Origin of the sequence: Chryseobacterium gwangjuense (assembly GCF_021311115.1) — a bacterium.
Taxonomy (GTDB): domain Bacteria; phylum Bacteroidota; class Bacteroidia; order Flavobacteriales; family Weeksellaceae; genus Chryseobacterium; species Chryseobacterium gwangjuense.
The window spans coordinates 1-26,061 of sequence record NZ_JAJTNP010000006.1; the positions used below are offsets into that span (position 1 = coordinate 1).

Sequence of the window (26,061 nt, forward strand, 5' to 3'; positions counted from 1 at the left end):
TGTAAGCAATGTAGACTATATGTATGTAGTGATGAGAGTAGCTTTAATGAAAGGAGGACTTCCTGTGAACTGTACCAACTTCGATAAAGGAGAAGTGGAAGATTACACAGTAAGAATCACTAAAAAAGCTGCTGTCAATGTATTGAATCAGACTGATATCTTAATTTACCCTAACCCGGTAAGTACTGTATTGAATGTAACGAATATCAGCAAGCGTGCTAATTTCAAGATTTACAATGCAGCAGGTCAGTTGGTAACGAAAGGAATCATCTTAAACAACAAGGTTGATGTACATTCGCTAATCAACGGAGTGTATATGATTGATATTGAGGATGGCTCAACTTCAGTACAGAAGAAGTTTATCAAAGAATAATTGATTATTATACTTAAAACAATAGAATAAGCTCTCAGAAATGAGAGCTTATTTTTTATGAATACTTACAATAATTTTAAGCACAAAAAAACTCGTTGGATGTTTTTCCAACGAGTTTTTATTTTATTCAATACTAAAGATAATTTTTTCGGTCTGTTCCTTTAGATCTTCTAAACTTGTATTGTTGTAGATGATGTGGTTTGCCAGTTTTATTTTATCTTTTTCGGGCATTTGTTTTTCCATAATGGTATCTACTTCTCGATAGGTTTTCCCGTCTCTGTCCATTACTCTTTTAGCTCTGATATTATCCTCTGCAGTTACCAAAACGGACTGATAGCATTGTCGGTTAAGCTTTAGCTCAAACAATAAAGCCGTTTCTTTAAAAACTAAATACTTGGTCTGCTTTTTCACCCAATCTTCAAAATCAATACGAACAGCGGGGTGGATAATTTCATTTAAACTGTGCAATAAGTCTTTATTATTAAAAACTTTTTCAGCAACAAATTTTCTGTTATAAATCCCATTCTCATAAGCTTCATCGCCTAAAAGTCCTATGATTTTTTCTTTCAAATCATCGTTGTCATTTACAATGTCCTTTGCTCTGTCATCCGAATAATATACAGGGAATCCAAATTCTTCAATGAATTTTGCAACCGTAGTTTTTCCTGAGCCAATTCCGCCGGTTAAACCAATGATTTTGGGTGCTGATAACGGATCAGGTTCTGCTTTCTGAGCTTCTGAATGTAATTCTTCCATAATTTAAATTAATATCCAAAAACATCGTTAAAACTAAAAATTTCATCCAATCTTACTCCTTTTTCGGTCATTTTAAGACTTGCTAATTCGTTGTGAGCATCGTGTTCAAAAAACAACAGATATTCATTATCCACACATTGCTTTAAAAACTTTCCTTTTTCTTCCAATGTTAAAAGTGGTCTAGTATCATACCCCATCACATATACCTGGTTAATATGTCCAGCTGTAGGAATCAAGTCTGCAGCAAAAACTACTGTTTTATCCTGATATTGAATGACAGGCAGCATTTGCTTTTCAGTATGGCCATCAACAAAAATCACATCCATTTTCAAATCGGGAGCAAAACCATAGTTTCCTGTTTTAGGAAGTGGTAAAAAGTTCAATTGTCCGCTTTCTTGCATAGGAATAATGTTTTCCTTTAAAAAACTTGCTTTTTCTCTTGCGTTAGGTTCGGTTGCCCATTGCCAGTGGTTTTCATTGGTCCAGAATTGTGCGTTTTTAAAAGCCGGTCTGTAGCCGGTTCTGTCATCATTCCATTCAATGGCTCCACCACAGTGGTCGAAGTGAAGGTGAGTAAGGAAAACATCTGTGATATCTTCTCTTACAAAACCGTATTTTTTTAAGTTTTTATCTAAATTATCATCTCCCCAAAGCGAATAATGTCCGAAAAATTTATCATCCTGTTTATTTCCAAGACCACAATCAATTAAAATTAATTTTTTTCCGTCTTCCACAAGAAGAGAGCGTGTTCCCAGTTCGATAAGGTTTCTTTCGTCTGCCGGATTGGTTTTTTCCCACAGACTCTTTGGGACGACTCCGAACATGGCACCGCCGTCTAATTTAAATTTTCCGCATTGTATAGGATATAATTTCATATAATATTAAGGTTTTTTTATAATGTATTATTTAAGTAACAGTTTCATTTTTTCCGCAATCCGTTTTCCGTTTTCATCTCCATTTTCAAGGTTTGAAATGATATTTTGGAAATCAGCTTCCTTCCTGTTCTGGGATAGTTTTTGTTTAATAAAAATCTCAGTGGGAATTATTTTTAAGCCAAAAGCACCTTTCATTTCCCTTTCCACAAATTCCTTTCCCATATCTTTCACCATCATCGGACATTGCTGAGGTTTTTCGTATTTGGAAGTTAATTTGTCTAAATGATTATACAATTCTTCATCATTCATCACTTCAATTTTTCCGTAAATCTGTACCGCTTCATAATTCCATGTCGAAACATTGATGTGATCATACCAACTGCTCGAAATATAGGTATGTGCTCCCAAAAAATCACAAAGCACTTCATCTCCGTTTTTCAGACTTTTCGCTTGTGGGTTTGCTCTTGAAATATGTGTTTCAATATACATATTTTCTAAATCATCTTCATTCAGCATCATCATGGAATGAGTTGCCCGGATTTTGTCAACAGAAGAAATTAATAACGCAAAAGAATTTTCCCTGATGATTTCTTTCATCAGGCTAAAATCTTCACTTTTATATAATTTAGGAATAAACATTTTATGATTAAGAATTAAAAATGAATAATTAATAATTTTGTTTGGACGTTTTTAAAATTGCAGTTAATAGTTTTATGATTTCCTCAATATTTATTTTTAGAGAATTAAATTCTGTATCATTAATGAATTCTGTTTTATATAAAAGTTTAATCCAATAAAAAGATTCATAAGCTTCCTTATATGATATTTGAAGTTTATAGATGAATTCTTTTCTGCTAAAAGAGGCGATACCTTCTTCTATATTTGCTCCAATTGAAGTTCCACTTCTAAGCAATTGCTTTGAGAGAGTTTTTTCATTTCGTTCATTGTAAAGAACTTTATACAAGTTGATTATTCTAATTGAAAAATCAAAAGATTTATTTCGAATAATATTGTCTTTTTCTTGAAAATTACTCTGCATCTTGCGGTATTAATTATTCATTTTTATTTATTCATTAAAAAAGTTCCCCAGGATTTTTAGGTTGAGCAATATTCAAATGTTTATACGCTTTTTCAGTCACTTCACGACCTCTTGGAGTTCTGATAATAAATCCTTCCTGAATCAAAAAAGGTTCATATACTTCTTCCAATGTTTCCGGATTCTCTGCAATTGACGTAGCTAATGCAGAAATTCCTACCGGTTTTCCTTTGAAATTTTCAATCATCACCCGCATGATTTTATTATCCATTTCATCCAAACCATGTTCATCTACATTTAAAGAATTAAGGGCATATTTTGTGATGTTAATTTCAATCTCGCCATTCCCTTTTATTTCGGCAAAATCACGAACTCTTCTTAAAAGAGCATTGGCAATTCTCGGAGTTCCGCGGCTTCTTCTCGCAATTTCAATGGCTGCATCCTCATAAATTTTCACCCCCAAAACTCTTGCACTTCGAATGATAATCATTGATAATAATTCAATCGTATAATATTCAAGTCTGCTTTGGATTCCGAATCTGGCCAACATGGGTTTGGTAAGCATTCCGCTTCTTGTTGTAGCTCCGACTAAGGTAAAAGGATTTAAACCAATCTGAACGCTTCTCGCATTCGGACCGGTTTCCAGCATAATATCAATTTTGTAATCTTCCATGGCAGAATATAGATATTCTTCTACGATGGGAGACAATCGGTGAATTTCGTCAATGAAGAGAACATCGTTTTCCTCAAGATTAGTCAATAAACCGGCTAAACTTCCGGGTTTATCTAAAACAGGACCGGAAGTAATTTTACAATTTACCCCTAATTCATTCGCAATAATATTCGCCAAAGTGGTTTTTCCTAAACCGGGAGGGCCATGCAATAAAACATGATCGAGTGCTCCACCACGTTTCTTGGCAGCAGTTACGAAAACTTCGAGATTTTCCAAAGTTTTTCTTTGTCCTGCAAAATCCTTAAAGCTCTGGGGACGAATCTGTTCTTCCTGTATGAGCTCTTCACGGGAGTAATTATCTTTATCTGGATGTAAAAAATCAGGCATTAATTCAATTTCATTTACCGTAAAGATAGGAAATTTAGGTTAAGGTGTAAAGACAGTTATTGAGGAAAAATTAAGATTTGAGCAGAAGAGATATTTTGAGTATTTTTGAGAGAGAAAATAAGATGAAACTCATTTGCTTATTTCTATGCTGAGATTCCTTTGGAATGACAAACATTATGTGTATTTCTTGTCATGCTGAAAGCATCCAAGCAAAATAAGATCAAAAATTATTTATCTAAATTTTAGCTTTAAACTAAATAAATGAAACTTATAGGTCCTTTCAAGCAGGTGGTAACCCTTGCTCATCTTCCGTTAAGAGGAAAACTTTCTGACGAACAACTGGAAATTATTGTTGATGGTGGAATTTTAATTAACAATGATAAAATCCAGCAAGTTGGAAATTTCGAAACATTAAAATCTGAAAATCAAAATATAGAAATTGAAGAGGTTGAAGGCGAACAAATTGTTCTTCCGGCTTTCGTAGATTCTCATACCCATATTTGCTTTGGTGGAAACCGCGCGAATGATTTTGCAATGCGTAATGCAGGGAAAACGTATCTGGAAATTGCAGAAAGTGGAGGGGGAATCTGGAGTTCCGTTCAGCATACAAGAAATGCTTCGGAAGAAGAATTGTTAAAAACTTTGCTGGAAAGAATTGACTTTTTAATTTCTCTTGGAATTACAACCATTGAAGTAAAAAGCGGGTATGGTTTAGATGTTGAAAACGAGCTGAAAATGCTTCGTATCATTAAAAAAGCTCAGGAACAGACAAAGGCGACTTTGGTTCCTACTTGTCTTTCTGCACATTTGAAACCAAGAGATTTTGAAGGAAGTAACGAAGAATATTTACAGTATATTTTAACTGAAATTTTGCCTAAAGTTAAAGAAGAAAATTTAGCACAGCGTGTGGATATTTTTATTGAAAAATCAGCATTTCAGCCTGAAGAAAGTAAAGATTTCTTGCTTAAAACGAAAGACTTAGGTTTTGAAATTACAGTTCATGCAGATCAGTTCACACCTGGAAGTTCCAGAATTGCTGTGGAAGTTGGTGCACAATCTGCCGATCATTTGGAAGCGACTATTGATGAAGATATTGAGTTTTTAGCAAAATCAAATACAGTAGCAACTGCTCTTCCCGGAGCAAGTTTAGGATTAGGAGAGAAATTTACTCCGGCAAGAAAATTATTGGACGCAGGAGCAATTGTAGCCATTGCAAGTGATTGGAATCCGGGTTCTGCGCCGATGGGGAATTTAATCACACAAGCTTCAATTTTAGCAACATTTGAAAAACTAACAACAGCAGAAGTTTTAGCTGGTATGACTTTCCGTTCGGCTTTTGCATTAGGTTTAGAGGATAGAGGAAGGTTAACAGAAGGTTTGAAAGCAGATTTTGTGACTTTTAAAACCAATAACTTCCAAAATGTTCTTTATAATCAGGGAAGTCTGAAAGCTGAAAATATTTATATTGACGGAGAAAAAGCTTAAACTAGATACAAAATTATCAGAGTAATGAACAAAATCTGGCAGGGAAGATTAGACGGAGAAGAACTTCTTTATCACAGGCTCTTTCAAAGAGTAAAAGAAGAAACGAATTACGATGCAATTTCAACGAATGATTTCGTTTTACACGGATTTGCGGTAGATGAGGGTGTTCGAAGGAATAAAGGAAGGCAAGGTGCAAAAGATGCTCCATGTATGATCAGGAAAAATATGTCCAATTTCCCGGTGATTCTTCCTGAATTTTCGCTGCTGGATTTTGGAAATATTACTTGTGAAGATGGAAATTTGGAGAATACTCAGAACAATCTTGCCAAAAATGTTTCCAAAGTTTTATTGAAAGGAGGAAAGTCAATGGTTTTAGGAGGAGGCCATGAAGTTACGTATGCTCATTATCTCGGTGTAAAAACGGCTTTTCCAGAGCAAAAGATCGGGATCATTAATATTGATGCTCATTTTGATAACAGACAACCTGAAAAAGGAGTAGGAGCAAGCTCAGGAACAGGATTCTGGCAAATTGCACAGGAAGGCGAGATTAATTCGTTGCATATCGGGATTCAAAGAAACTCCAATACACTGAAATTATTTGATACCGCTCATCAATATGGGATGAAATACATTTTAGCAGATGAACTTTTCTTTGAAAATCTGCAGTCAATTTATCAAAGAATAGATGAGCTGTTGGAAAGTGTAGACTATGCTTATTTAACAATTTGTATGGATGTTTTTAATGCTTCTATTGCTCCGGGAGTTTCTGCTTCTGCTTACAACGGGATTTTTGCAGATGCGACATTCATGCATTTTTATAGACATATTTTAAAAAACAAAAAGCTATTGGCTTTAGACGTGGCAGAAGTAAATCCGTTATTTGATATTCAGGATAGAACGGCAAGACTGGCTGCATGTCTTATGAATGAATGGTTTATGGTGTAACAATAAAATCATATTCTTCCGATAGAGAAAATCATTATTCTATTTACCATTAAGGAACAAAATTTGTTGCTTTCATCGTGCTTTTGAGAAAGAGCATTAATAAATTCATTGGTTTGAATTTAAAAACAGAGATTATAGTATGGAACAATTAGTTGGAAATAAACTTATTAAAGCTGATCAGGCATTTTCTGAATGGAGAAAAGTACCATTTGAAGACAGACAAAAATTGATAGCAAAGGCTGCGGAAATTTTAAAAAACAATGCGGAAAGATTTGGTATAATCATCACTCAAGAGATGAATAAGCCGATTTCTGAATCAATTGCTGAGGTAGAAAAATGTGCTTTAATGATGAATTATTATGCAGATGCCGAGAATATTTTAAAACCTGAGAAAGTAGATTCCGAATTTTCTTATTCTGAAGTTCATTATGCTCCAAAAGGGGTAATTTTAGGTGTAATGCCTTGGAATTTTCCTTTTTGGCAGGTGTTGAGGTTTGCTGTCCCTGCAATTTTAGCAGGAAATACAGTTGTTCTTAAACATGCATCAATTTGCTTTGGAAGCGGAAATGCTATTGAAGAAGTGCTTTTGGAAGCTGGTTTCCCGGAAGGTATTTTCCAGAATCTTGAAGTGGGACATAAAGCCGTAAAAGAAATTTTGGAACATCCTATTGTAAAAGGAGTAAGTCTTACAGGAAGTGGAAAAGCAGGTGGAGAGGTGGCTTCGATAGCCGGTTTAAACATTAAGAAATCCTTGCTTGAATTAGGGGGAAGTGATGCGTTTATTATTTTTGATGATGCTGACCTAGATGAAGCCGCGAAAGCTGGAGTAAAATCCAGACTTCAAAATTGCGGACAAACTTGTACTGCAGCCAAAAGATTTATTATTGATGAAAAAATTGAAGAAGCTTTTCTTCCAAAATTCATTGAAGAATATAAAAAATTCGTTCCGGCAGATCCAATGGATAAAAACACAAAGATTGCCGGTATGGCAAGACCGGATTTAGCGGATGATTTAGAAAAACAATTTAAAAAAGCCTTAGAAAACGGAGCTGAGATTATTATTCCGCTGGAAAGAACTTCTGATGTTGAGTTTAAGCCTGGATTAATTCGAGTGAAGGAAGGTAATCCGATTTTAGAAGAAGAACTTTTTGGGCCTCTTGGAATGGTGATGATTGCTAAAAATGATGAAGAAGCTTTACAGATGGCAAATAATATCCCTTTTGGGCTTTCAAATTCTGTTTGGACTGCTAATAAAGACCGTCAATTATTCTTTATTGAAAATCTCGAATCTGGTACTGTAAATATTAACAGAATGACAAGCTCTGATCCACGTTTTCCTTTCGGTGGATCCAAAGCTTCAGGGTATGGAACTGAGCTTTCTTTATTGGCTTTAAAAGAATTTGTGACGGCAAAAACCGTTGTAGGAAATTAAACCTGATAGATAGATATAACATAAAAAACTCCCGAAACTTTCGGGAGTTTTTGTTTTATAATAACTTTTAGTTTTAATTAAACTGTTGTTAATCTCAATGTATTCGTTTTACCTCCTTCGTATGATGGAGTAGCATTGATGTTGATTACAAAATCTCCGGTTTCGATATACCCATAATTGTGGGTCAACATATTTACCTGGATAATTGTTTCGTCTGTCGGCTTCTTCATATCATAATAATAAGCATGAACTCCCCAAAGCAGGTTCAGCATTGTGATAACTCTTTTATTTCCGCTATACACGATAATATGTGAGTTGGGTCTGTGTGCTGCAAGCTGGAATGCTGTATATCCTGAATGAGTTAATGTAACAATAGCAGAAACATTCGTTGTTTTTGCAATTCTTACGGCTGCAAGACATACTCTGTTGGTAATGAATCGGTCATCGATACAATTGTAATCTTTTTCAATAGGCTCATTTTTATGTTGGTAAAAATGGGTCATCTCAATATTTTTTACAATTTTAGCCATATTTTCAACCACCTGAACAGGATATCTTCCTACAGAAGTTTCTCCGGAAAGCATTACAGCATCAGCTCCGTCCAATACAGAGTTGGCAACGTCATTTACTTCTGCTCTCGTTGGAGTCAAACTATTGATCATTGTTTCCATCATCTGAGTAGCAATGATGACAGGCTTTGAATAAAATCTAGCTTTCTCAACCAATGTTTTTTGAATGGCAGGAACTTCTTCCATCGGAACTTCTACCCCCAAATCTCCACGAGCAACCATTAATCCGTCACATTCCAATAAAATTTCATCGATATTTTGTACTCCTTCAGGCTTTTCAATTTTCGCGATAATCGGAGTTTTGAATTTACCTTTCGGGTGTTTATTAATTAATTCTTTTAAATCAATAATATCCTGAGCATGACGAACAAATGAAAGTGCAATCCAGTCAACTTCCTGATCCAGCATGAAGTTAGCATCCTGAATATCTTTTTCCGTCAAAGCGGGAAGAGAAACGTTTGTATTGGGAAGGTTTACTCCTTTCTTAGAACTTAATGGTCCCCCTTGAATTGTTTTTGCTTTTACAGTATCGATTTCATTCGTTTCAGTTACTTCCAAAACCAATTTACCATCATCAATCAAGATTCTTTCACCAACTTTTACATCTTGAGGAAATTGCTGGTAAGTCATATATACTTTTGTAGAATCTCCTTCAATTTTTTCATTGGTGAACGTAAGAATATCTCCAGGATTTAGATAAGAACCTTCTTTCACTACACCTACTCTCAGCTTTGGCCCTTGCAAATCTCCCAAAATACCTACAGAGTACCCAAATTCTTTATTAAGTTCTCTGATAATTTTAATATTTGCTTTAACCAAATCGTAGTCTGCGTGTGAAAAATTGATTCTAAAAATATCAACCCCCGCTTTCATTAATCCTAACATTACTTCCTTCGACGATGAAGCCGGTCCAAGTGTTGCGATAATTTTTGTCTTCTTTAAATACTTATTCATAATACTGGATAATTTGATAAAGTTCTTCTTCAGAACTCAGTGTGTAATCTTGAATTGGAAACACAAGATTTTCAGGGAGCAAAATTACGGAAAAATCAGGAAACTGTTCCGAACTGTGCAGAATATATTCTACATCTACCTGATTATTTAATAAAAATTTAATGTTTTCTTCTTCTGAGAAGAGTTCTGTCTGTATTTTTTTTTGTTTACTTTCTGAAGATTTATTCGAGATGAAAGTAAAACATGTCTTTGTAAACTTGTGATAAGCTTCAAATCTTGGAAAAAAATAATCGTAATAATCTCCGTGAAAGACCATATCTTTCTTTCTTGAGAATTTGAGATCGGCGTTCTGATTTACTTTGTAGAAAAACTCATGAGCGGGTATATTTTTTGCTAATCTTACCAATCCTATGGCAATATCTTCAAATTCTATATCGTCTAGATCATAAAGTTTTTGGATTTCCAAGTATATTTTCTTTTTTGTTTAAAATATAAAATGCTCTTTGTGCTGCTTTTTCTTCTGCCTTTTTCTTGGAGGTTTCTGTGGCGTTGGCAATTTTTTCTCCTCCCAACCAGACATGACAACGAAAAACGATAGATTTGTTTACCTGAATTTCTTCACAGGTTTCGTATTTTATATTTACTTTTTTCTTTTGACTCCATTCCAGCAAAAGACCTTTGTAGCTCACGATTTTATTCTCAAGCTTATTGATCTCTGTGGGGGTTAAAAGTCTCTCTAAAATAATTCTCTTACAGGTATCATATTGAAAATCTAGATAAACAGCACCTATTAAAGCTTCAAACAAATTTCCGGAGATGTTTTCTCCTAAAGCCACAGAGTTTTGTTTTTGTAAAAGATTAGTCAACTTTAAATCTTCTCCAAGTTTATTAAGATTCTTTCGATTAACAATCTTAGATTTCATTTGTGTCAGATATCCTTCGTTTGCTTTAGGATAGGTCTGAAACAGATGACAGGAGATGACGGTACCCAAAACAGAATCTCCCAAAAATTCAAGCCTTTCATAATTACTATTATTGTCTTGATTTTTAGAAGAACTTTTTAAAGAGAAAGCTTCACGGTAAAGCGCAACATTTTGAACCTCGGTACCCAAAACTTTATTCAGTTCGGTACTAAGGAAATAGTCTCTCTCCGTTAATTTTCTTTTTCTTTGTTTGAGAAGGAATTTAGAAAAGTATTTCTGTAACTCCATTCAGTAAAATTAGATTTTCTTAAATAGAACGCAAGCGTTATGTCCACCAAACCCAAAAGTATTACTCATGGCTACTTTTACATCTTTCTTCGCAGCTTCGTTGAACGTAAAGTTCAGTCTGCTGTCGATATTTTCATCATCAGTAAAATGGTTAATGGTAGGAGGAACAATACCATGAATAATAGTTCCTAACGCAGCAATAGCTTCAATAACACCGGCAGCACCCAATAAGTGACCTGTCATTGATTTTGTAGAATTAATTTGAATGTCGAAAGCGTGCTCTCCCAATAATCTTGAAATTGCATTGGATTCTGCAATATCTCCTAATGGAGTAGATGTACCATGCATATTGATGTGATCTACTTCATCAGCAGTTAATCCTGCATCTTCCAAACAACTTTTCATTACCAGATAAGCTCCTAAACCTTCAGGATGAGGTGCTGTCATGTGATGTGCATCTGCACTAAGACCTCCACCTTTTAATTCTGCGTAAATTGTAGCACCACGTTTTACCGCATGCTCATATTCTTCAAGAACGATACATCCTGCTCCTTCACCTAGTACAAAACCATCTCTGTCTTTGTCAAAAGGTCTTGAAGCTGTTTTAGGATCGTCATTTCTTGTAGAAAGTGCCATCATTGCATTGAACCCACCGACACCACTTGCTGTAACGGCAGCTTCAGAGCCTCCGCACACAATTACATCTGCTTTTCCTAGTTGGATAAGCATTTTGGAATCAATTAAAGCATTAGCTGAAGACGCACATGCAGAAACAGTAGTATAATTCGGTCCGTGGAAACCATACTCAATAGAAATATGTCCAGGAGTGATATCTGCAATCATTTTAGGAATAAAGAATGGATTGAATCTCGGAATTTCCGTATTTGCCCATCCTAAAACTTCAGTTTCAAAAGTTTCTAAACCTCCGATTCCTGAACCCCAGATTACACCGACTCTGTTTTTGTCTACATTGTCTTCAATAATTCTTGAATGAGAAACTGCTTCTTTAGCAGCAACCAATCCAAGTTGGGTGTTTCTATCCATTTTTTTAGCTTCTTTCTTATCGAAATGATCTAACGGATTGAACCCTTTTACTTCGCAAGCGAATTTTGTCTTAAAGTTTGTGGCATCAAAAAGAGTAATCGGAGCAGCACCGCTCTCACCTTTCACAAGATTTTCCCAGTATTCTTTTGCATTATTTCCAATCGGTGTTATTGCTCCAAAACCGGTTACAACTACTCTTTTTAATTCCATAAACTTTGTTTAATTTCTTTTTTGTTGAAGAATATTATTTATTTACTACTTCTTCGATATAAGCGATAGCGTGACCTACAGTAGTAATTTTTTCAGCCTGATCATCAGGGATTTGAATGTTGAATTCTTTTTCAAATTCCATGATTAGTTCAACTGTATCCAATGAATCAGCTCCTAAATCGTTAGTGAAGCTAGCTTCAGGAGTTACTTCTGTTTCTTCAACGTCAAGCTTATCAGCGATGATAGCTTTTACTCTTGATGCAATGTCTGACATAGTAAATTATTTTTTTAATTGTTAGATGGTGCAAATATATAAAATTCTTTACGATAAAACATTTTTTTAGTCTTTTTTGTGGCTTGTTGGTTCTTATTTTGTCGTTAGCTAGTTTAGTGTTTTAGTTTTCAGGAGTTTATATTTTAACATTTGATGTGCTCGTTTTAGTTTGGTGAAAGCAAAATTTTATTACACCTGTTATCATATTATAATAATACCAACAGATGAAATAAAATGACTCTTTAAACAAAGCATATTTGAGCTTTTTAACAAACCTGTTGTGTTTGTTATTGCCGGAAATTTGTATCAAACAAAAATCAGTAATACAATGAAAAAAGTTTGGTTTATCACAGGAAGTTCAAAAGGTTTAGGGAAAAGCCTTGTTGAAGCAGTATTGTTAAATGGAGATTGTGTTGTGGCAACGGCAAGAAACCCTCATCAGTTGGATGATTTGATTGAAAGGTATCGTGAACAGCTTTTAGCTTTAGAATTGGATGTTCAGAATAAAGAACAAATTTATGAAACGGTTGAAAAAGCTGTAAACCATTTCGGGAAAATTGATGTTTTGGTAAATAATGCAGGTTTCGGAATTACAGGTGCTGCAGAAGCTTTTACCAATGAACAGGTGCGAAATCAGCTGGAAGTTAATCTGTATGCTCCGATCGAAGTAACGAGAGCGGTCTTGCCTTATATGAGAAAAAAACGTTCCGGACATATTTTACAAATTAGTTCTATTGGAGGTAGAGTAGGGAATGCTGGACTTTCAATTTATCAGGCTGCTAAGTTTGGTTTGGTGGGTTTTTCAGAGTCTTTAAGTAAAGAAATTGCTCCTTTGGGAATAAAAATAACTTGTATTCAGCCGGGAGGTTTTCGTACAGAATGGGCGGGTTCTTCGATGAGTTTTGCGAAAGATATTGAAGGGTATGAAACGACTGTTGGTGGAGTAAAAGAACATTTGTCTTCGGGTAAATTTCTACCCATGGGTGATCCTGCGAAGGCGGCAAAAGTGATGATTGAGGTTGTTAGGAATGAAAACCCGCCACTGCATTTGGTGTTGGGAAGTGAAGCTGCTGCTATTTTAAAAGCAACTGACGAAAAAAGAAAAGAGGAATTCGAAAAATGGATGGATGTGACGGTTTCCACCGATCACGATGACGCTATTAATATTTTTGATACAGAATATGGAAAACAATATTTAGCTCACAAAGGAATTAGTTTGAAATAATCGTAATCATAATTATTGAGGCTGCATTTTTGCAGTCTCATTTTATATCTTTGTATAGAATGAAATCTAAAAGAGAAGATTTGGGGGATATTGTATATTCCTGTTATACTCAATTGAGTCGACAGGGTGAGCATTTTGTGTCTGATCATGTGTTGAGTTATCAGATTTCAGGTAATTTACTATTGAATGATGGTTCTGATGATTATGCTGCGGAAGAAGGATCCATTCGTTTTCTAAGAAGAAATCAATTACTAAAGTTTACCAAACAGCCTCCTCCTGATGGAGAATTTAAATCTTTATCCATTTATTTAAATCAACAAACTCTGAAAAATTTCAGTATTGAGTATGATTTGATCTCGGAAAGAAAAGAATATAATAAACCTTTATGTCTGCTAAATGACAGTCCAGAACTTCAAAATTATATGAACTCATTGTTGTTCTATCATGACGTAGGAAAGCTTTCTGATACAAGGTTGGTGAATTTAAAAATAAAAGAAGGATTAATTCTATTACTTCAGGAAACACCAGAATTGAAAAATATTTTATTTGATTTTAATGAACCGGGTAAAATAGACATTGAAGCTTTTATGAATGAAAACTTCCATTTTAATGTGAATTTAGACCGCTTTGCCTATCTTACAGGAAGAAGTTTGGCCACTTTTAAGCGTGACTTCGAAAAGATTTTCGGAATTACTCCTGGAAAATGGTTGATTCAGAAAAGGTTGCAGGAAGCTCATTATTTAATTTTAGAAAAAGGAAAAATGGCTTCTGAAATTTATCTGGATCTGGGTTTTGAAGATCTGTCTCATTTTTCATTTGCGTTTAAAAAACATTACGGGGAATCGCCCAGTAAAATAGTCTAGATTGTATTTTATATGAAGTTGAAATTTATTTATATAATTCTGTTTTTGAATTGTAGCTTATTGTTTTCTCAATCAAAAGGTAAAGTAATAAAAATAAAAGATGGAGACACTATAGTAGTTTTGTTGGGAAATAACCATCAGGAAACATTGCGTTTGGCGGAAGTGGATTGTCCTGAAAATGGTCAGGCTTTTGGTAAAAATGCAAAACAATTCACGAGTTCCCAGGTCTTTGGAGAAAAGATAGTGTTCTACAGGGTGAATAAAGACAGGTATAGACGTACGATTGCAAAAATATTCTATGATGATAATAAATATTTGTCCGCCGAGATTATAAAATCGGGTTGGGGATGGTGGTATTTTAAAGCTTCAAAAAATACAGAGTTAAAAAGTTACGAAATAAGCGCTAAAAATTCAAAAATCGGATTGTGGAAAGATAATAATGCTATTTCACCATGGGAGTTCCGAAATAATAAGAAAAAGAAAAAAGAGGTTTTGTAATTTACAAAACCTCTTTTTGTGGAGTTGGAGGGATTCGAACCCTCGTCCAAACAAGCAATACATAAGCTTTCTACATGCTTATTCTACTATTGATTTTCGACCGAAAACAGAGAGCAGACACCCAACTTTCAGCTTATCTTCTGAGATTTTCGAGTTTCAGCCAAAGTATCTGAAACCTTATTTCCGCATTCCTATATCCCAGGATCAAACGCCGCAGAACAGAGCATTTGTGGAATATCTTGCTTCCCTACTGAAATCTTCGGGAAAACGCTTGATCTACTATACTTCGATATTAAGCTGCAAGAGCGAACTCTTCGTTGCCAGTTAAAATTTTGTAGCAAGGGATTATAGAGATCGCGCTACGGTTCTCTGCATGCTTACTTACCCATTGGTCTTGCTGTCGAAACCAGTCAACCCCATGAATAAAGTGGATGCAAAGATAATTAATTTGTTTAAATAACATTCATATTGTGTATAGCTTTTTTAAATAGAATCGATAGGATAAATTATGATTACATTCAATGCTAAAAAATAATTATAGCAGTAAATAGCTATTAATAAAGAATTGTTTTGATGTTTTAGAATTAATATTGATTATAAAGGATTATTTTTTTGTAGTTTAATAAAAAATGTATATTTTTGCAATCCAAAATGAGATGTAATATATGTTAATAATTCCAGTAAAAGACGGAGAGTCTATCGACAGAGCATTAAAGAAATATAAAAGAAAATTTGATAAAACGGGTACAGTTCGTCAATTAAGAGCTAGACAACAATTTATTAAGCCTTCTGTAACTTTAAGACAAGCTAGATTAAAAGCTGCTCACAAGCAAAGAAATCTTAGCAAAGAAGAACAGGCTTAAGAAATTTTCTTAAACACATACTAAATTCACTCTTTAAATAGTTATATTTGAAGAGTGAATTTTTGTTTTTATACTTAAATGATGCTGGATAAATTTTTAGACTATTTACAATTCGAAAAGAGGTATTCTCCTCATACGATTACAAGCTATAAAAAAGACCTGGAAGACTTTTCTCATTTCTATCTTAAAACAGAATCTTCTGAAGATATCTCCAAGGCAGACAAAAAGATTATCAGAAATTTTATTGTAGAACTCAGTGAAAATGATATTTCTAAAAGGAGTATCAATAGGAAGCTGTCTTCACTTCGCAGTTTTTACCTTTTTCTTCTTAAAATAGGCGAAATTAAAGTTTCTCCCACGGAAAGTATCTCCTCACTGAAATTTTACGCTGAAAAACAAATTCCGATCTCTAAAGAGGAGATGCAGGTGCTTAGTGATACTGTATTTGAGCAAATGCACGATATTTTGGAAAAATGTATCATGGAAATACTTTATCAGACCGGAATTCGTAAAGCGGAACTTTGTGGTATGATGTTTGAGAATGTTAATTTAGATGGAAACGAACTGAAGATTATCGGAAAAGGGAATAAAGAAAGGGTGATTCCTATTTCCGGAGAATTGTCGAATCTATTAAAAAGTTACTTAGATACACGTAAACCGTTGATTGATTATCAGTCTTATTTTTTTGTCAATAAGAAAGGCAAAAAACTCTCTGAAAAATTTGTTTATGTGGTAGTTAATAAGTACCTTAGTCTTATAACAACGAAAGAAAAAAGAAGTCCTCATATCCTTCGGCATAGCTTTGCTACACACGTTTTGGATAATGGGGCGGAGATCTCCAAAGTAAAAAAAATATTAGGTCATTCCAGTCTTGCGAGTACTCAAGTCTATACGAATGCTAATATAGAACAATTGAAAAAAGTGTTTAATCAGGCTCACCCTCGAGCATCAAAAAAAGAAGAATTATGAAGATCACAGTACAATCAATTGGTTTAACTCCTCACGAACCATTAGAAGAACACATCGACAAAAAAGTAAGCAAACTTGATACATTTTATGATAAAATTCAAGAATGTAAAGTGTTTTTAAAAGTAGAAAATAATGCTGATAAAGTAAATAAAACAGCCGAGATCATTTTGGCGGTTCCGGGAGATGATATCGTAGTAAAGAAGACTACTTCCACTTTTGAAGAAAGTTTAGACCTGTGTGTTGATACTGCTAAAAAGCTATTAATCAAGAAAAAAGAATTGGCATAGAAAAAAAGTTAAAAAAAGTCATTAAAAAATTTGAGAATTCAAAAAATCCGTTCTATATTTGCACTCGCAAAAAGGGAACAGCGATCTTTTGAATTCTTTTTTATTAAATGCTTCCATAGCTCAGTTGGCCAGAGCACGTGATTTGTAATCTCGGGGTCGTGGGTTCGAATCCCTCTGGAAGCTCAATTTAATATAAAATATCTGGGGAGATTCCAGAGTGGCTAAATGGGACTGACTGTAACTCAGTTGCTTCGGCTTCGTAGGTTCGAATCCTGCTCTCCCCACATTTTATATTAGAAAAAAACTTGCAGGATTCAAGAATTATTCTTAGTTTTGCACAGCGTTTACCAATAGTTTTGGAAACAAAATTGCGGAAGTAGCTCAGTTGGTAGAGCGTCAGCCTTCCAAGCTGAATGTCGCGGGTTCGACCCCCGTCTTCCGCTCAAATTTCACTTTTAAAAAGTGATTTTTTTTACTACTGAAATGATGTAGAGTAGAGTTTTCTCACAACATTCAGTCCACTTATTAAATGCTTCCATAGCTCAGTTGGCCAGAGCACGTGATTTGTAATCTCGGGGTCGTGGGTTCGAATCCCTCTGGAAGCTCAATTTAATATAAAATATCTGGGGAGATTCCAGAGTGGCTAAATGGGACTGACTGTAACTCAGTTGCTTCGGCTTCGTAGGTTCGAATCCTGCTCTCCCCACATTTTATATTAGAAAAAAGTTGCATAACTAAAGGATTTTTTCTAAGTTTGCACAGCGTTTACCAATAGTTTTGGAAACAAAATTGCGGAAGTAGCTCAGTTGGTAGAGCGTCAGCCTTCCAAGCTGAATGTCGCGGGTTCGACCCCCGTCTTCCGCTCAACAAAAATCACGCTATACAGTGTGATTTTTTTAGTTAATGCCGACTTAGCTCAGCGGTAGAGTGCTTCCTTGGTAAGGAAGAGGTCACGGGTTCAAGTCCCGTAGTTGGCTCTCGTTTCAATCCCGATTTTTTCGGGATATTTTTTTGCCTAAATTTTACCTTACGATACATATTTTGAACGCTTGCTCAATATTTGGTTTAATAATCAATTTAAGCTTAAACTTAACTTCGCTATTATTCTTAAGTATAGAAAGGAGTGGTTCTGTTTTTTTATCCTGATATTAAAATTTAATTAAAGTCTTTCCTTCTCTCAGCAACTTCATTTACAATCATAAAAAAATTCGTTACATTCGTATAAAATATAGTTTGATGAATATTCTTTTATTGGAAGATGACCTTATTCTTTCGGCGGAGCTTTGCAAATTTTTGGAGTCGAATAATTTCACCTGTGATAAAATTTATGACGGAGAAACCTTTATTCGTCAAATAAAGAATAATACCTACGACCTATATTTGCTTGATATCAACGTTCCGAAAATTAACGGGTTGGATGTTTGCCAGACCATTCGTTCCTTTGATAAAAATACTCCTATCATTATCATTTCGGCATACGGTGACTTGTCAGACAAAAAAGATGCATTTACCAGATTGGCCGATGACTATTTGGTGAAGCCTTTTCAGTTTGAGGAATTATTACTCCGTGTTAATTCATTGTTGAGAAGAAAAGCTCCTTCCGATACAATAGACCAGGATATTATCAGAATCGATGATTTAATCGTGAATAAAACTGAACAAAAAGTGTATCGTGGAGGTAATGAAATCAGTCTGACTTTAAAAGAATTCCAGCTATTGGCTTATCTTGCAGAAGCGCAGGGAAGAACGGTTTCAAAACAACAGATTACGGAACACGTTTGGGAACATAACTTCAATACGAATACCAATACAGTTGAAGTGTACATTAATTTTTTAAGAAAGAAAATTGATAAAGATTTTAAAATTAAACTGATTCATACACGTTCCGGTTTCGGATATTATTTAAGCCCATTATAGAATGTCTTTAAAAAGGAAGATTGCGCTTACCCTCAGTATTGCTTTTTCATTGCTTTTTGGTATTGTGATGGCAGTGATTTATATGTCTTTTAATGATTTTCGAAAAGAAGAATTCAAAGAAAGATTCAGACAGAGATTGGAGTTCACTTCACATTTTATTGCTAAATCGAAAGATTTTGAAGAAGAAGCTCCGGTCTTTTTTAATGAAAACTCGGACAATATCCTTTTAAATGAAACCATTTTAATTTTTAACGGGCAAAAAGAATTAATTTATAGTACGATTAAAGACCGAAACGTAACTTGGGATAATACCTTATTGAAGGAACTCGACGAAAAAAAAATTGTCTATTCCGAAAAAACGGCTCCTGAGATTTATGCGGCGCTGAAAACCATCAATGGTGAAAATTATTATATTCTTACAAGTGCTTTAGATACCAACGGAAATTCAAAATTAGCTTACCTAAAATACCTTTTGATCACAGCTTATGTGATGAGTACTTTACTCATTGGCTTTTTTAGTTATTATTTCATGGGGCAGTTTTTGAAACCTTTAGAAGATCTTAACCAGGAAATTTCTGAAGTTACGGCACACAAACTCACCACGCAAATTCCGGTTCGCGATTCCAACGACGAGATCAATGTTCTTGCTCAATCTTTCAATACGATGATTGTAAGGCTGGATGACGTTTTTCAATCCCAGAAAGATTTTACGGCAAGCGCTTCCCACGAAATACGGACTCCGATTACAAGGATGGCCTTTCAGTTGGAAAACTTAATAAAATTGGAGCAACATACACCAGAAACCTTATCTGCTTTAAAACAGATTCAAAAAGATGTCTACCAGTTGTCGGATTTAACGAATTCTCTTTTATTACTTACAAAATTTGATAAAGAAAACATCCAGAGTATTTATGAAGAAGTGAGAATAGATGAAGTGATTTTTGAATCTTTTGAAGCCGTTGAGAAGAGTTATCCAAAACTGAAAATGGATTTTCTTATTTCCGAAAACACATCCGAGGATTCACTTTTGACGATAAAAGGGGTGCAATCTTTACTGGATATTGTTTTCATTAATCTATTTAAAAATGCTGCAGTGTATTCCGATGATACAGAAGTTGATGTTCTCATCAAGGAAACCCAGGAAAATCTTATCGTTGATGTAATTTCTCACGGAAATACGATTCCACAGGAAGAGCGGTCAAAATTATTCGAAGCGTTTATGAGAGGAAATAATTCTCAGAATATTTCCGGTTCCGGACTGGGTTTAAGGATTGTCAAAAGAATTCTTGAATATCACGGTGCGCAAATTAACTATACTTCTCCCGCAGATTTATTGAATAAATTCAGTGTAATTTTTAAAAAATAAAATTATAACACTATAAGAGTTTATTGATTAAATATCTAAAATATCAATCTTTCAAAACGATCCCTAAACTAAATTTAATTTTTTTTTAAGCGTTCTTTAAGAGCATTTTAATAGTATAAAAGCATTTTTGTATCATTAAAATCAATACAATGAACAAATTTGCAGGGCTGTTCATCGTCATTTCCTCACTCATGACGGCACAACAGCAAATGTCACTTTTGGATTGCGAAGAAGCTTTTCAGAAGAACAATTTGCAACTGCTCGCTGAACAGTACAATATTAACATGGCTGATGCAGATATATTGCAGGCTAAAATCTGGGAACTTCCGCAGTTAAGCGGACAAATCAATGCATACAATCCCGAAGGCAGCAAGGTTTTTGACGTGGGCCACGCAAAAGGAGCACAAGTAACGCAGTTAATTTACATGGGAGGCAAGAAGAAAAATGAAATTGCCTTTGCAAAATCAAATAAAGAACTGGCACAACTTCAGTTTTCTCAGCTGCTCGTAGATTTGAGAGCTCAGCTTCGTACCAATTATTTTGATCTTTATTACGAGAAATTAAAACTCGATAATACCAATAAGCAACTTGGATATATGAACGACCTTCTCGCTGCTTATAAAGTACAGTCTGCTAAAGGAAACGTTTCTCTGAAAGACGAAGTGAGATTACAAAGTATCGTGATTCAGCTAAACAATGATAAAGTTGGAATTAATAAAAACATTCTTGAATTCGAGCAGACACTCAAAGTTCTTACAGGAATTACAGACGATATAGAACCCCAACTTTCAGAATCGGAAGCAAAAGATATTCTTGCAGCACAGCCTTTCGGTGACGAAACCGAATTACAGAAAAAAGCATTGGAAAATAATGCGGACTATCAATATAATTTAAAATTAATAGACAACAGCAAGTTGTACGCTCAATGGCAAAAATCTATGAACGTTCCGGATCTTAATCTTGGAGCAGGATGGGATCAAAACGGAGGAACCTTTAAAAACGAAGTGAATCTGATGGTAGGAATTCCGTTACCGTTATGGAAATCAAATAAAGGAAATGTAGATAAAGCAAATTTCGCCATTCAACAAAATCAAAAAAATGCAGCATTCCAAAAGCTGAATCTTGAAACTAAAGTTCAGTCGGCTTACAAAACCTGGAAATCACAATATGATCAGTTAGCGGAAATAAAATCGGATGACCTTAATAATCTGGAATTGGTGTACAACGGAATGTTGAGCAACTTCAGAAAAGGAAATGTGAGCTTAATCGAATTTGCAGATTTTATGGACAGCTACAGAACGGCGGCACTTCAGATCTATGACATGAAAAACGAGATCATGCAGTCTGCAGAACAATTGAATCAACTAGTACAAACGAAAATCTTCTATTAAACATGAAAAATTATATAATCCCTGTGATGGTGGCTTTGTCAGTTTTATCTTGTTCAAAAAAAGAACAGGAAGTAAAACCACAGGCAAAAAAAGGTTTTGAGCTGAGCAATACCATGCTTCAGTCGATTTCTTTAGCTAAAGTTGAGAAACAAAATATAGAAGACGATTACAATTTCTACGGAAAGATCTCGGCAGATAAAAATAACTATATCGATGTGTATCCATTGGTTGGAGGAAATGTTTTGAGTGTAAATGTAGAGTTGGGAGATTATGTGACGAAAGGGCAGGTTTTGGCTACGATCAGAAGTACGGAGTTGGCGGAAGTTCAGAAAGACGTGAGTGATGCGAAAACGGATTTGCTGGTTGCGCAAAACAATCTTCGCGTTGCCAAGGAAATGTATGAAGGGAAACTGAATACCGAAAGAGATGTGTTGGAAGCTAAAAGTCAGTTACAAAAAGCACAAGATCAGTTACAGAGAGCAAGTGCGGTAAGTACGGTTTATAATGTGAAGAAGGGAAATATTTACAGTGTATTGGCTCCGATCACCGGATATATCGTTCAGAAAAACATCAATAAAGATATGCAGTTGAGAAGTGACAGAAGTGAAAATATTTTCGATGTTGCCAATACCACCAATGTCTGGGCAATTATGAACGTGAATGAGTCGGATATTGATAAAATCAGTCTGGGAATGAAAGCACAGGTTTCCACATTGTCTTATCCGGATAAAGTTTTTGACGGAAAAATTGATAAAATTTTTAAAATTATCGATCCGGAAACCAATACTATGCAGGCGAGAGTGGTTTTAGATAATAAAGATGGATTGCTGATTCCTGACAGTAAAGCGACAATCAAAGTGACCAGTTCAGAAAACAGTATGGCATTAACGGTTCCTTCCAAAGCGGTGATTTTCGATGATAACAGAAGTTTTGTGGTGATCTACAAATCCAGAACCGATGTAAAAGTGAAAGAAATAAAAGTGTTAAAACAAGTAGGTGATATTACTTATGTTTCCGAAGGTTTATCTGAGGGAGAACAAGTAATCACCAATAATCAATTGTTGATTTACCGCTCTTTGAATAGCTAGTTTTTTATTTTAAACCATTAAGATTTTAATTAAGAAGTTAAGTTTAATTAAGAAAATAGCAAAGATATTTTTTTAGCATTGACTCTTATCAATTCGTTTGTGAATGACTTTAATTCTTAACACCTTAATTGTCCTTAATGGTTCAAAAAACAGTTAAAGCAAATTTCTTTTAACGACTTTTTTAGGTCATCAAAAAATCCATCATGAATAAATTCATCAAAAATATAATTGCTTTTTCATTAAAAAATAAAGCATTTACTTTTATTTGGGTAGCTGTTTTGGCGGTTGAAGGATTTATAAGTTTCAAAAATATGCCTATTGAAGCTTTTCCTGACGTTACCAATACCCAAATCGTCATCATTACCCAATGGAACGGACGAAGTGCAGAAGAAGTTGAACGTTTTGTAACAACTCCCATTGAATTGGCGATGAGCCCTGTTCAAAAGAAAACCAGTGTGAGAAGTACAACGATGTTTGGACTTTCCATTGTTAAAATTCTTTTTGATGACGGGGTAGACGATACGTTTGCCAGAAATCAGGTTAATAATCAGTTGAGAACGGTCAGCCTTCCTGATGAAGTTGATCCTGAGGTTCAACCGCCTTACGGACCAACCGGAGAAATTTTCAGATATACTTTACAGAGTAAAAAGAAAGACTCTCGTGAGCTGTTAACTTTGCAAAACTGGGTAATCGACCGTGCTTTACGCGGAGTTCCCGGTGTTGCGGATATTAATGTTTTCGGAGGTCAGGATAAAGTTTTTGAATTAAGTATTGACCCACGAGCTTTAGATAAATACAATTTAACCCCGCTTCAGGTGTATGATGCAGTCGGAAAAAGTAATTTGAATGTCGGAGGAGATGTCATCGAAAAAAACGGACAGGCTTATGTAGTTCGTGGAATCGGTTTGGTGAAATCAATAAGTGATATTGAAAATATTACGATTCATAATGATAATGGAAACCCAATCTTGGTTAAAAATGTTGCGCAGGTGCATGAAGGTGATAGGCCAAGAGTAGGACAGGCAGGACTGAATAATCAAGATGATACCGTTGAAGGAATTGTGGTGATGAGAAAAGGGGAGAACCCTCGTGAAGTGTTGGTGAATGTGAAAGCTAAAATTAAAGAGCTTAACGAAAAAATCCTTCCGAAAGATGTAAAAATGGTCACTTTCTACGACCGTGATAATTTGATGGATTTCACAACTGAAACAGTAATGCACAATTTATTGGAAGGAATTGTTCTGGTTACAGTCATTGTTTTGATTTTTATGGCAGACTGGAGAACGACACTGATTGTTTCCATCATCATTCCGCTGTCTTTATTATTTGCATTCCTATGTTTGAAGTTAGCCGGAATGAGTGCGAATTTATTGTCACTCGGAGCTGTAGATTTCGGAATTATCATTGACGGAGCCGTCGTCATGGTTGAAGGACTCTTCGTAATGCTCGATCATAAAGCTCATAAATATGGCAATGAAAAATTCAATAAAATGGCGAAAGGAGGTTGGATCAAACAAACCGGAACCGGTCTTGGTAAAGCGATTTTCTTTTCAAAATTAATTATCATCACTTCCTTGATTCCGATTTTCTCTTTCCAGAAAGTGGAAGGAAAAATGTTTTCACCATTGGCATTTACATTAGGCTTTGCATTAATGGGAGCTTTGATTTTCACCTTAACATTGGTTCCGGTTCTTTCACATATTCTTTTAAATAAAAATGTTAAAGAGAAAAATAATCCTTTCGTTAATTTCTGGGACAGAATTGTTCTGAAGGGATTTAATTTTACATTTAAGCATAAAAAATTAAGTTTAATTGTTTCTCTTGCTTTTCTTGGGCTTACCTTATTTTCAGGGAAATTTTTAGGAACAGAATTTTTACCGCAGCTCAATGAAGGTTCTCTTTGGATTACTGCTGAAATGCCGATGAGTTCCTCTTTAAACGAATCATTAAAAACTGCTGATCTTTTAAAGAAAGACATTATGAGCTTCTCTGAGGTAACGGATGTTCTGGCGCAAACGGGAAGAAGTAATGACGGAACTGACCCGAATGGTTTTGGATTTGTTCAGTTTGCAGTAAATCTTAAGCCAAAAGATCAATGGAAACGAAAGATTACTTACGAAGAATTAATAGAAGAGATTGATAAAAAATTAAGAACATACCAAGGAATTACATTCAATTATTCCCAACCGATTTCTGATAATGTTGCTGAAGCGGTGGCCGGTTTTAAAGCAGAAAACGGAATTAAAATTTACGGAGATAATCTCCAAACTTTAGATCAGCTCGCTGAAAAAGTTTTAAAACAGGTAAAAGATATTAAAGGAGTAAAAGATGCCGGAATCATTAAAAATATCGGGCAACCGGAAGTAAATGTTGTCTGGGATAGGGATAAAATGGCAGCTTATGGTGTGATGCCTGAAGATGCACAAGCTGTTCTTGAAATGGCATTCGGAGGTAAAACAGCTTCTGAAATGTATGATGGAGAAAGAAAATTCCCGATTCGTCTTCGCTATTCACAGGAATATAGAAAAAATGAAAACGATATTGCCTCACTGATGATCCCGACTCAGGACGGAACACAAATTCCTTTGAAGGAGATCGGAAATATCGTCAAAGATAATGGTGCGGCGTTTATTTATAGAGATGATATTAAAAGGTATATCGGGATTAAATTTTCTATCAGGGATCGGGATTTAGGAAGCACAATTGCCGACGCACAACAGGCGGTTTCAAAAATTGATCTTCCGGACGGGTATTCTGTAGGCTGGACAGGTCAGTTTGAAAATCAGCAGCGTGCCTCAAAAAGGTTAACGCAGGTTGTTCCGATAAGTATTTTAGGCATTTTCTTCCTTTTATTTATTCTTTTCGGAAATATGAAAGATTCTCTTTTGGTATTGGCCAATGTACCTTTTGCCTTAATAGGGGGAATTATTGCACTTCATGTCACCGGAATTAACTTTGGAATTTCCGCCGGAGTAGGGATGATTGCCCTTCTCGGAATTTGTATCCAAAATGGTGTGATTCTTATTACGGAATTCCATCAGAATGTCAAGTACGGGCTGTCTCTGGATGAAGCGATATTAAATGGGGTAAAATCCAGAACGCGCCCTGTTATCATGACTGCTTTGATGGCGTCGATAGGATTAATGCCTGCTGCATTATCTACAGGAATCGGGTCGGAATCTCAAAAACCTTTGGCTATTGTAATTATTGGCGGATTGATCACGGCAACCGTCTTAACGCTATTAATTTTCCCGATTATCTTCTGGATCTTCAACAGAACCAAAAAATCGCAGCAAATCTAACTATTATTTCATTTATTTTATATTAACCTTGCCTGAAACGAATTGTGTTTCAGGCTTTTTCATAAAAG

Annotated in this window: 25 protein-coding genes, 7 tRNA genes and 1 other RNA gene; 22 read left to right on the forward strand and 11 right to left on the reverse strand. The window is 35.0% G+C overall.

Going from position 1 to position 26,061, the window contains the following annotated elements; all coding sequences use genetic code 11:
- Positions 1-373: T9SS type A sorting domain-containing protein (locus LV842_RS12335; protein WP_233111769.1), on the forward strand; the 373-nt coding region annotated here is incomplete at its 5' end.
- A 123-nt stretch (positions 374-496) separates the two neighbouring features.
- Here LV842_RS12335 and coaE read toward each other — a convergent pair.
- The 5 genes from coaE to ruvB are packed head-to-tail and all read right to left on the reverse strand — an operon-like array spanning position 497 to position 4,100.
- A complete protein-coding gene (gene coaE / locus LV842_RS12340; RefSeq protein ID WP_233111770.1) occupies positions 497-1,129 on the reverse strand; it encodes a dephospho-CoA kinase in 633 nt (210 codons plus the stop codon).
- Between the two features lie 8 nt (positions 1,130-1,137).
- A complete protein-coding gene (locus LV842_RS12345; protein ID WP_233111771.1) occupies positions 1,138-2,004 on the reverse strand; it encodes an MBL fold metallo-hydrolase in 867 nt (288 codons plus the stop codon).
- Positions 2,005-2,031: 27 nt separating this feature from the next.
- Entirely contained in the window at positions 2,032-2,643 is a 612-nt protein-coding gene (locus LV842_RS12350; protein WP_233111772.1) for an FMN-binding negative transcriptional regulator, read from the reverse strand.
- A 28-nt stretch (positions 2,644-2,671) separates the two neighbouring features.
- Positions 2,672-3,043 carry a four helix bundle protein gene (locus tag LV842_RS12355; RefSeq protein WP_233111773.1) on the reverse strand — a complete coding sequence of 124 codons (372 nt, stop codon included), beginning with the start codon at positions 3,041-3,043 and terminating at the stop codon, positions 2,672-2,674.
- A gap of 34 nt (positions 3,044-3,077) precedes the next feature.
- Positions 3,078-4,100, reverse strand: a complete 1,023-nt coding sequence (gene ruvB, locus LV842_RS12360) for a Holliday junction branch migration DNA helicase RuvB (RefSeq protein WP_233111774.1) — start codon at positions 4,098-4,100, stop codon at positions 3,078-3,080.
- A gap of 261 nt (positions 4,101-4,361) precedes the next feature.
- On the opposite strand from ruvB, the gene hutI reads away from it, so the two are divergent.
- The 3 genes from hutI (at position 4,362) to LV842_RS12375 (ending at position 7,962) form a co-directional block, all read left to right on the forward strand.
- On the forward strand, positions 4,362-5,585 hold the full coding sequence (hutI, locus tag LV842_RS12365; RefSeq protein WP_233111775.1) for an imidazolonepropionase: 1,224 nt from the start codon (positions 4,362-4,364) through the stop codon (positions 5,583-5,585).
- A 24-nt stretch (positions 5,586-5,609) separates the two neighbouring features.
- On the forward strand, positions 5,610-6,530 hold the full coding sequence (gene hutG, locus LV842_RS12370) for a formimidoylglutamase (protein ID WP_233111776.1): 921 nt from the start codon (positions 5,610-5,612) through the stop codon (positions 6,528-6,530).
- Between the two features lie 139 nt (positions 6,531-6,669).
- Positions 6,670-7,962, forward strand: coding sequence for an aldehyde dehydrogenase family protein (locus LV842_RS12375; protein ID WP_233111777.1), 1,293 nt, complete (start codon positions 6,670-6,672; stop codon positions 7,960-7,962).
- Between the two features lie 77 nt (positions 7,963-8,039).
- On the opposite strand, the gene pyk is transcribed toward LV842_RS12375, so the two are convergent.
- From pyk to LV842_RS12400, 5 genes are read right to left on the reverse strand one after another with little or no spacing between them, the layout of a single operon-like run.
- Positions 8,040-9,485, reverse strand: a complete 1,446-nt coding sequence (gene pyk / locus LV842_RS12380) for a pyruvate kinase (protein ID WP_233111778.1) — start codon at positions 9,483-9,485, stop codon at positions 8,040-8,042.
- The gene (locus LV842_RS12385; RefSeq protein WP_233111779.1) at positions 9,478-9,951 is read right to left on the reverse strand and encodes an IPExxxVDY family protein; all 474 of its coding nucleotides are present in this window, start codon (positions 9,949-9,951) and stop codon (positions 9,478-9,480) included. Before LV842_RS12385 ends, pyk begins: the two co-directional genes overlap by 8 nt.
- A complete protein-coding gene (gene rnc / locus LV842_RS12390) occupies positions 9,929-10,696 on the reverse strand; it encodes a ribonuclease III (protein WP_233111780.1) in 768 nt (255 codons plus the stop codon). The genes LV842_RS12385 and rnc overlap by 23 nt, the downstream gene beginning before the upstream one ends.
- A 9-nt stretch (positions 10,697-10,705) precedes the next feature.
- Entirely contained in the window at positions 10,706-11,950 is a 1,245-nt protein-coding gene (fabF, locus tag LV842_RS12395) for a beta-ketoacyl-ACP synthase II (RefSeq protein ID WP_233111781.1), read from the reverse strand.
- 34 nt (positions 11,951-11,984) lie between these two features.
- A complete protein-coding gene (locus LV842_RS12400; protein ID WP_002976354.1) occupies positions 11,985-12,224 on the reverse strand; it encodes an acyl carrier protein in 240 nt (79 codons plus the stop codon).
- Between the two features lie 328 nt (positions 12,225-12,552).
- On the opposite strand from LV842_RS12400, the gene LV842_RS12405 reads away from it, so the two are divergent.
- From LV842_RS12405 to LV842_RS12415, 3 genes are read left to right on the forward strand one after another with little or no spacing between them, the layout of a single operon-like run.
- Positions 12,553-13,449, forward strand: a complete 897-nt coding sequence (locus LV842_RS12405; protein WP_233111782.1) for an oxidoreductase — start codon at positions 12,553-12,555, stop codon at positions 13,447-13,449.
- A gap of 59 nt (positions 13,450-13,508) precedes the next feature.
- Positions 13,509-14,312, forward strand: a complete 804-nt coding sequence (locus LV842_RS12410) for a helix-turn-helix domain-containing protein (protein WP_233111783.1) — start codon at positions 13,509-13,511, stop codon at positions 14,310-14,312.
- 60 nt (positions 14,313-14,372) lie between these two features.
- The gene (locus tag LV842_RS12415) at positions 14,373-14,810 is read left to right on the forward strand and encodes a thermonuclease family protein (protein ID WP_233111784.1); all 438 of its coding nucleotides are present in this window, start codon (positions 14,373-14,375) and stop codon (positions 14,808-14,810) included.
- Positions 14,811-14,826: 16 nt separating this feature from the next.
- On the opposite strand, the gene ssrA is transcribed toward LV842_RS12415, so the two are convergent.
- Positions 14,827-15,228, reverse strand: a transfer-messenger RNA (tmRNA) gene (gene ssrA, locus LV842_RS12420).
- Between the two features lie 247 nt (positions 15,229-15,475).
- On the opposite strand from ssrA, the gene rpsU reads away from it, so the two are divergent.
- The 15 genes from rpsU to LV842_RS12495 all read left to right on the forward strand — a co-directional run bounded on the left by rpsU (position 15,476) and on the right by LV842_RS12495 (position 25,993).
- On the forward strand, positions 15,476-15,673 hold the full coding sequence (gene rpsU / locus LV842_RS12425) for a 30S ribosomal protein S21 (protein WP_062697349.1): 198 nt from the start codon (positions 15,476-15,478) through the stop codon (positions 15,671-15,673).
- A gap of 81 nt (positions 15,674-15,754) precedes the next feature.
- A complete protein-coding gene (locus LV842_RS12430; protein WP_233111785.1) occupies positions 15,755-16,642 on the forward strand; it encodes a tyrosine-type recombinase/integrase in 888 nt (295 codons plus the stop codon).
- On the forward strand, positions 16,639-16,929 hold the full coding sequence (locus tag LV842_RS12435; RefSeq protein ID WP_233111786.1) for an HPF/RaiA family ribosome-associated protein: 291 nt from the start codon (positions 16,639-16,641) through the stop codon (positions 16,927-16,929). The genes LV842_RS12430 and LV842_RS12435 overlap by 4 nt, the downstream gene beginning before the upstream one ends.
- Positions 16,930-17,038: 109 nt before the next feature.
- A tRNA-Thr gene (locus tag LV842_RS12440) sits at positions 17,039-17,112 on the forward strand.
- A gap of 20 nt (positions 17,113-17,132) precedes the next feature.
- A tRNA-Tyr gene (locus LV842_RS12445) sits at positions 17,133-17,213 on the forward strand.
- Positions 17,214-17,299: 86 nt separating this feature from the next.
- Positions 17,300-17,372 (forward strand) — tRNA-Gly (locus LV842_RS12450).
- Between the two features lie 88 nt (positions 17,373-17,460).
- Positions 17,461-17,534 (forward strand) — tRNA-Thr (locus tag LV842_RS12455).
- 20 nt (positions 17,535-17,554) lie between these two features.
- Positions 17,555-17,635 (forward strand) — tRNA-Tyr (locus LV842_RS12460).
- An 85-nt stretch (positions 17,636-17,720) separates the two neighbouring features.
- A tRNA-Gly gene (locus LV842_RS12465) sits at positions 17,721-17,793 on the forward strand.
- A gap of 41 nt (positions 17,794-17,834) precedes the next feature.
- Positions 17,835-17,906, forward strand: a tRNA-Thr gene (locus tag LV842_RS12470).
- A 259-nt stretch (positions 17,907-18,165) separates the two neighbouring features.
- Complete coding sequence (locus LV842_RS12475) at positions 18,166-18,846, forward strand: response regulator transcription factor (protein ID WP_233111787.1); 681 nt, start codon at positions 18,166-18,168, stop codon at positions 18,844-18,846.
- Position 18,847: 1 nt separating this feature from the next.
- The gene (locus LV842_RS12480; protein WP_233111788.1) at positions 18,848-20,212 is read left to right on the forward strand and encodes an ATP-binding protein; all 1,365 of its coding nucleotides are present in this window, start codon (positions 18,848-18,850) and stop codon (positions 20,210-20,212) included.
- 149 nt (positions 20,213-20,361) lie between these two features.
- The gene (locus tag LV842_RS12485) at positions 20,362-21,603 is read left to right on the forward strand and encodes a TolC family protein (protein ID WP_233111789.1); all 1,242 of its coding nucleotides are present in this window, start codon (positions 20,362-20,364) and stop codon (positions 21,601-21,603) included.
- A 2-nt stretch (positions 21,604-21,605) separates the two neighbouring features.
- Entirely contained in the window at positions 21,606-22,691 is a 1,086-nt protein-coding gene (locus LV842_RS12490; protein ID WP_233111790.1) for an efflux RND transporter periplasmic adaptor subunit, read from the forward strand.
- Between the two features lie 203 nt (positions 22,692-22,894).
- Positions 22,895-25,993, forward strand: coding sequence for an efflux RND transporter permease subunit (locus LV842_RS12495; RefSeq protein ID WP_233111791.1), 3,099 nt, complete (start codon positions 22,895-22,897; stop codon positions 25,991-25,993).
- Positions 25,994-26,061: the final 68 nt, after the last annotated feature.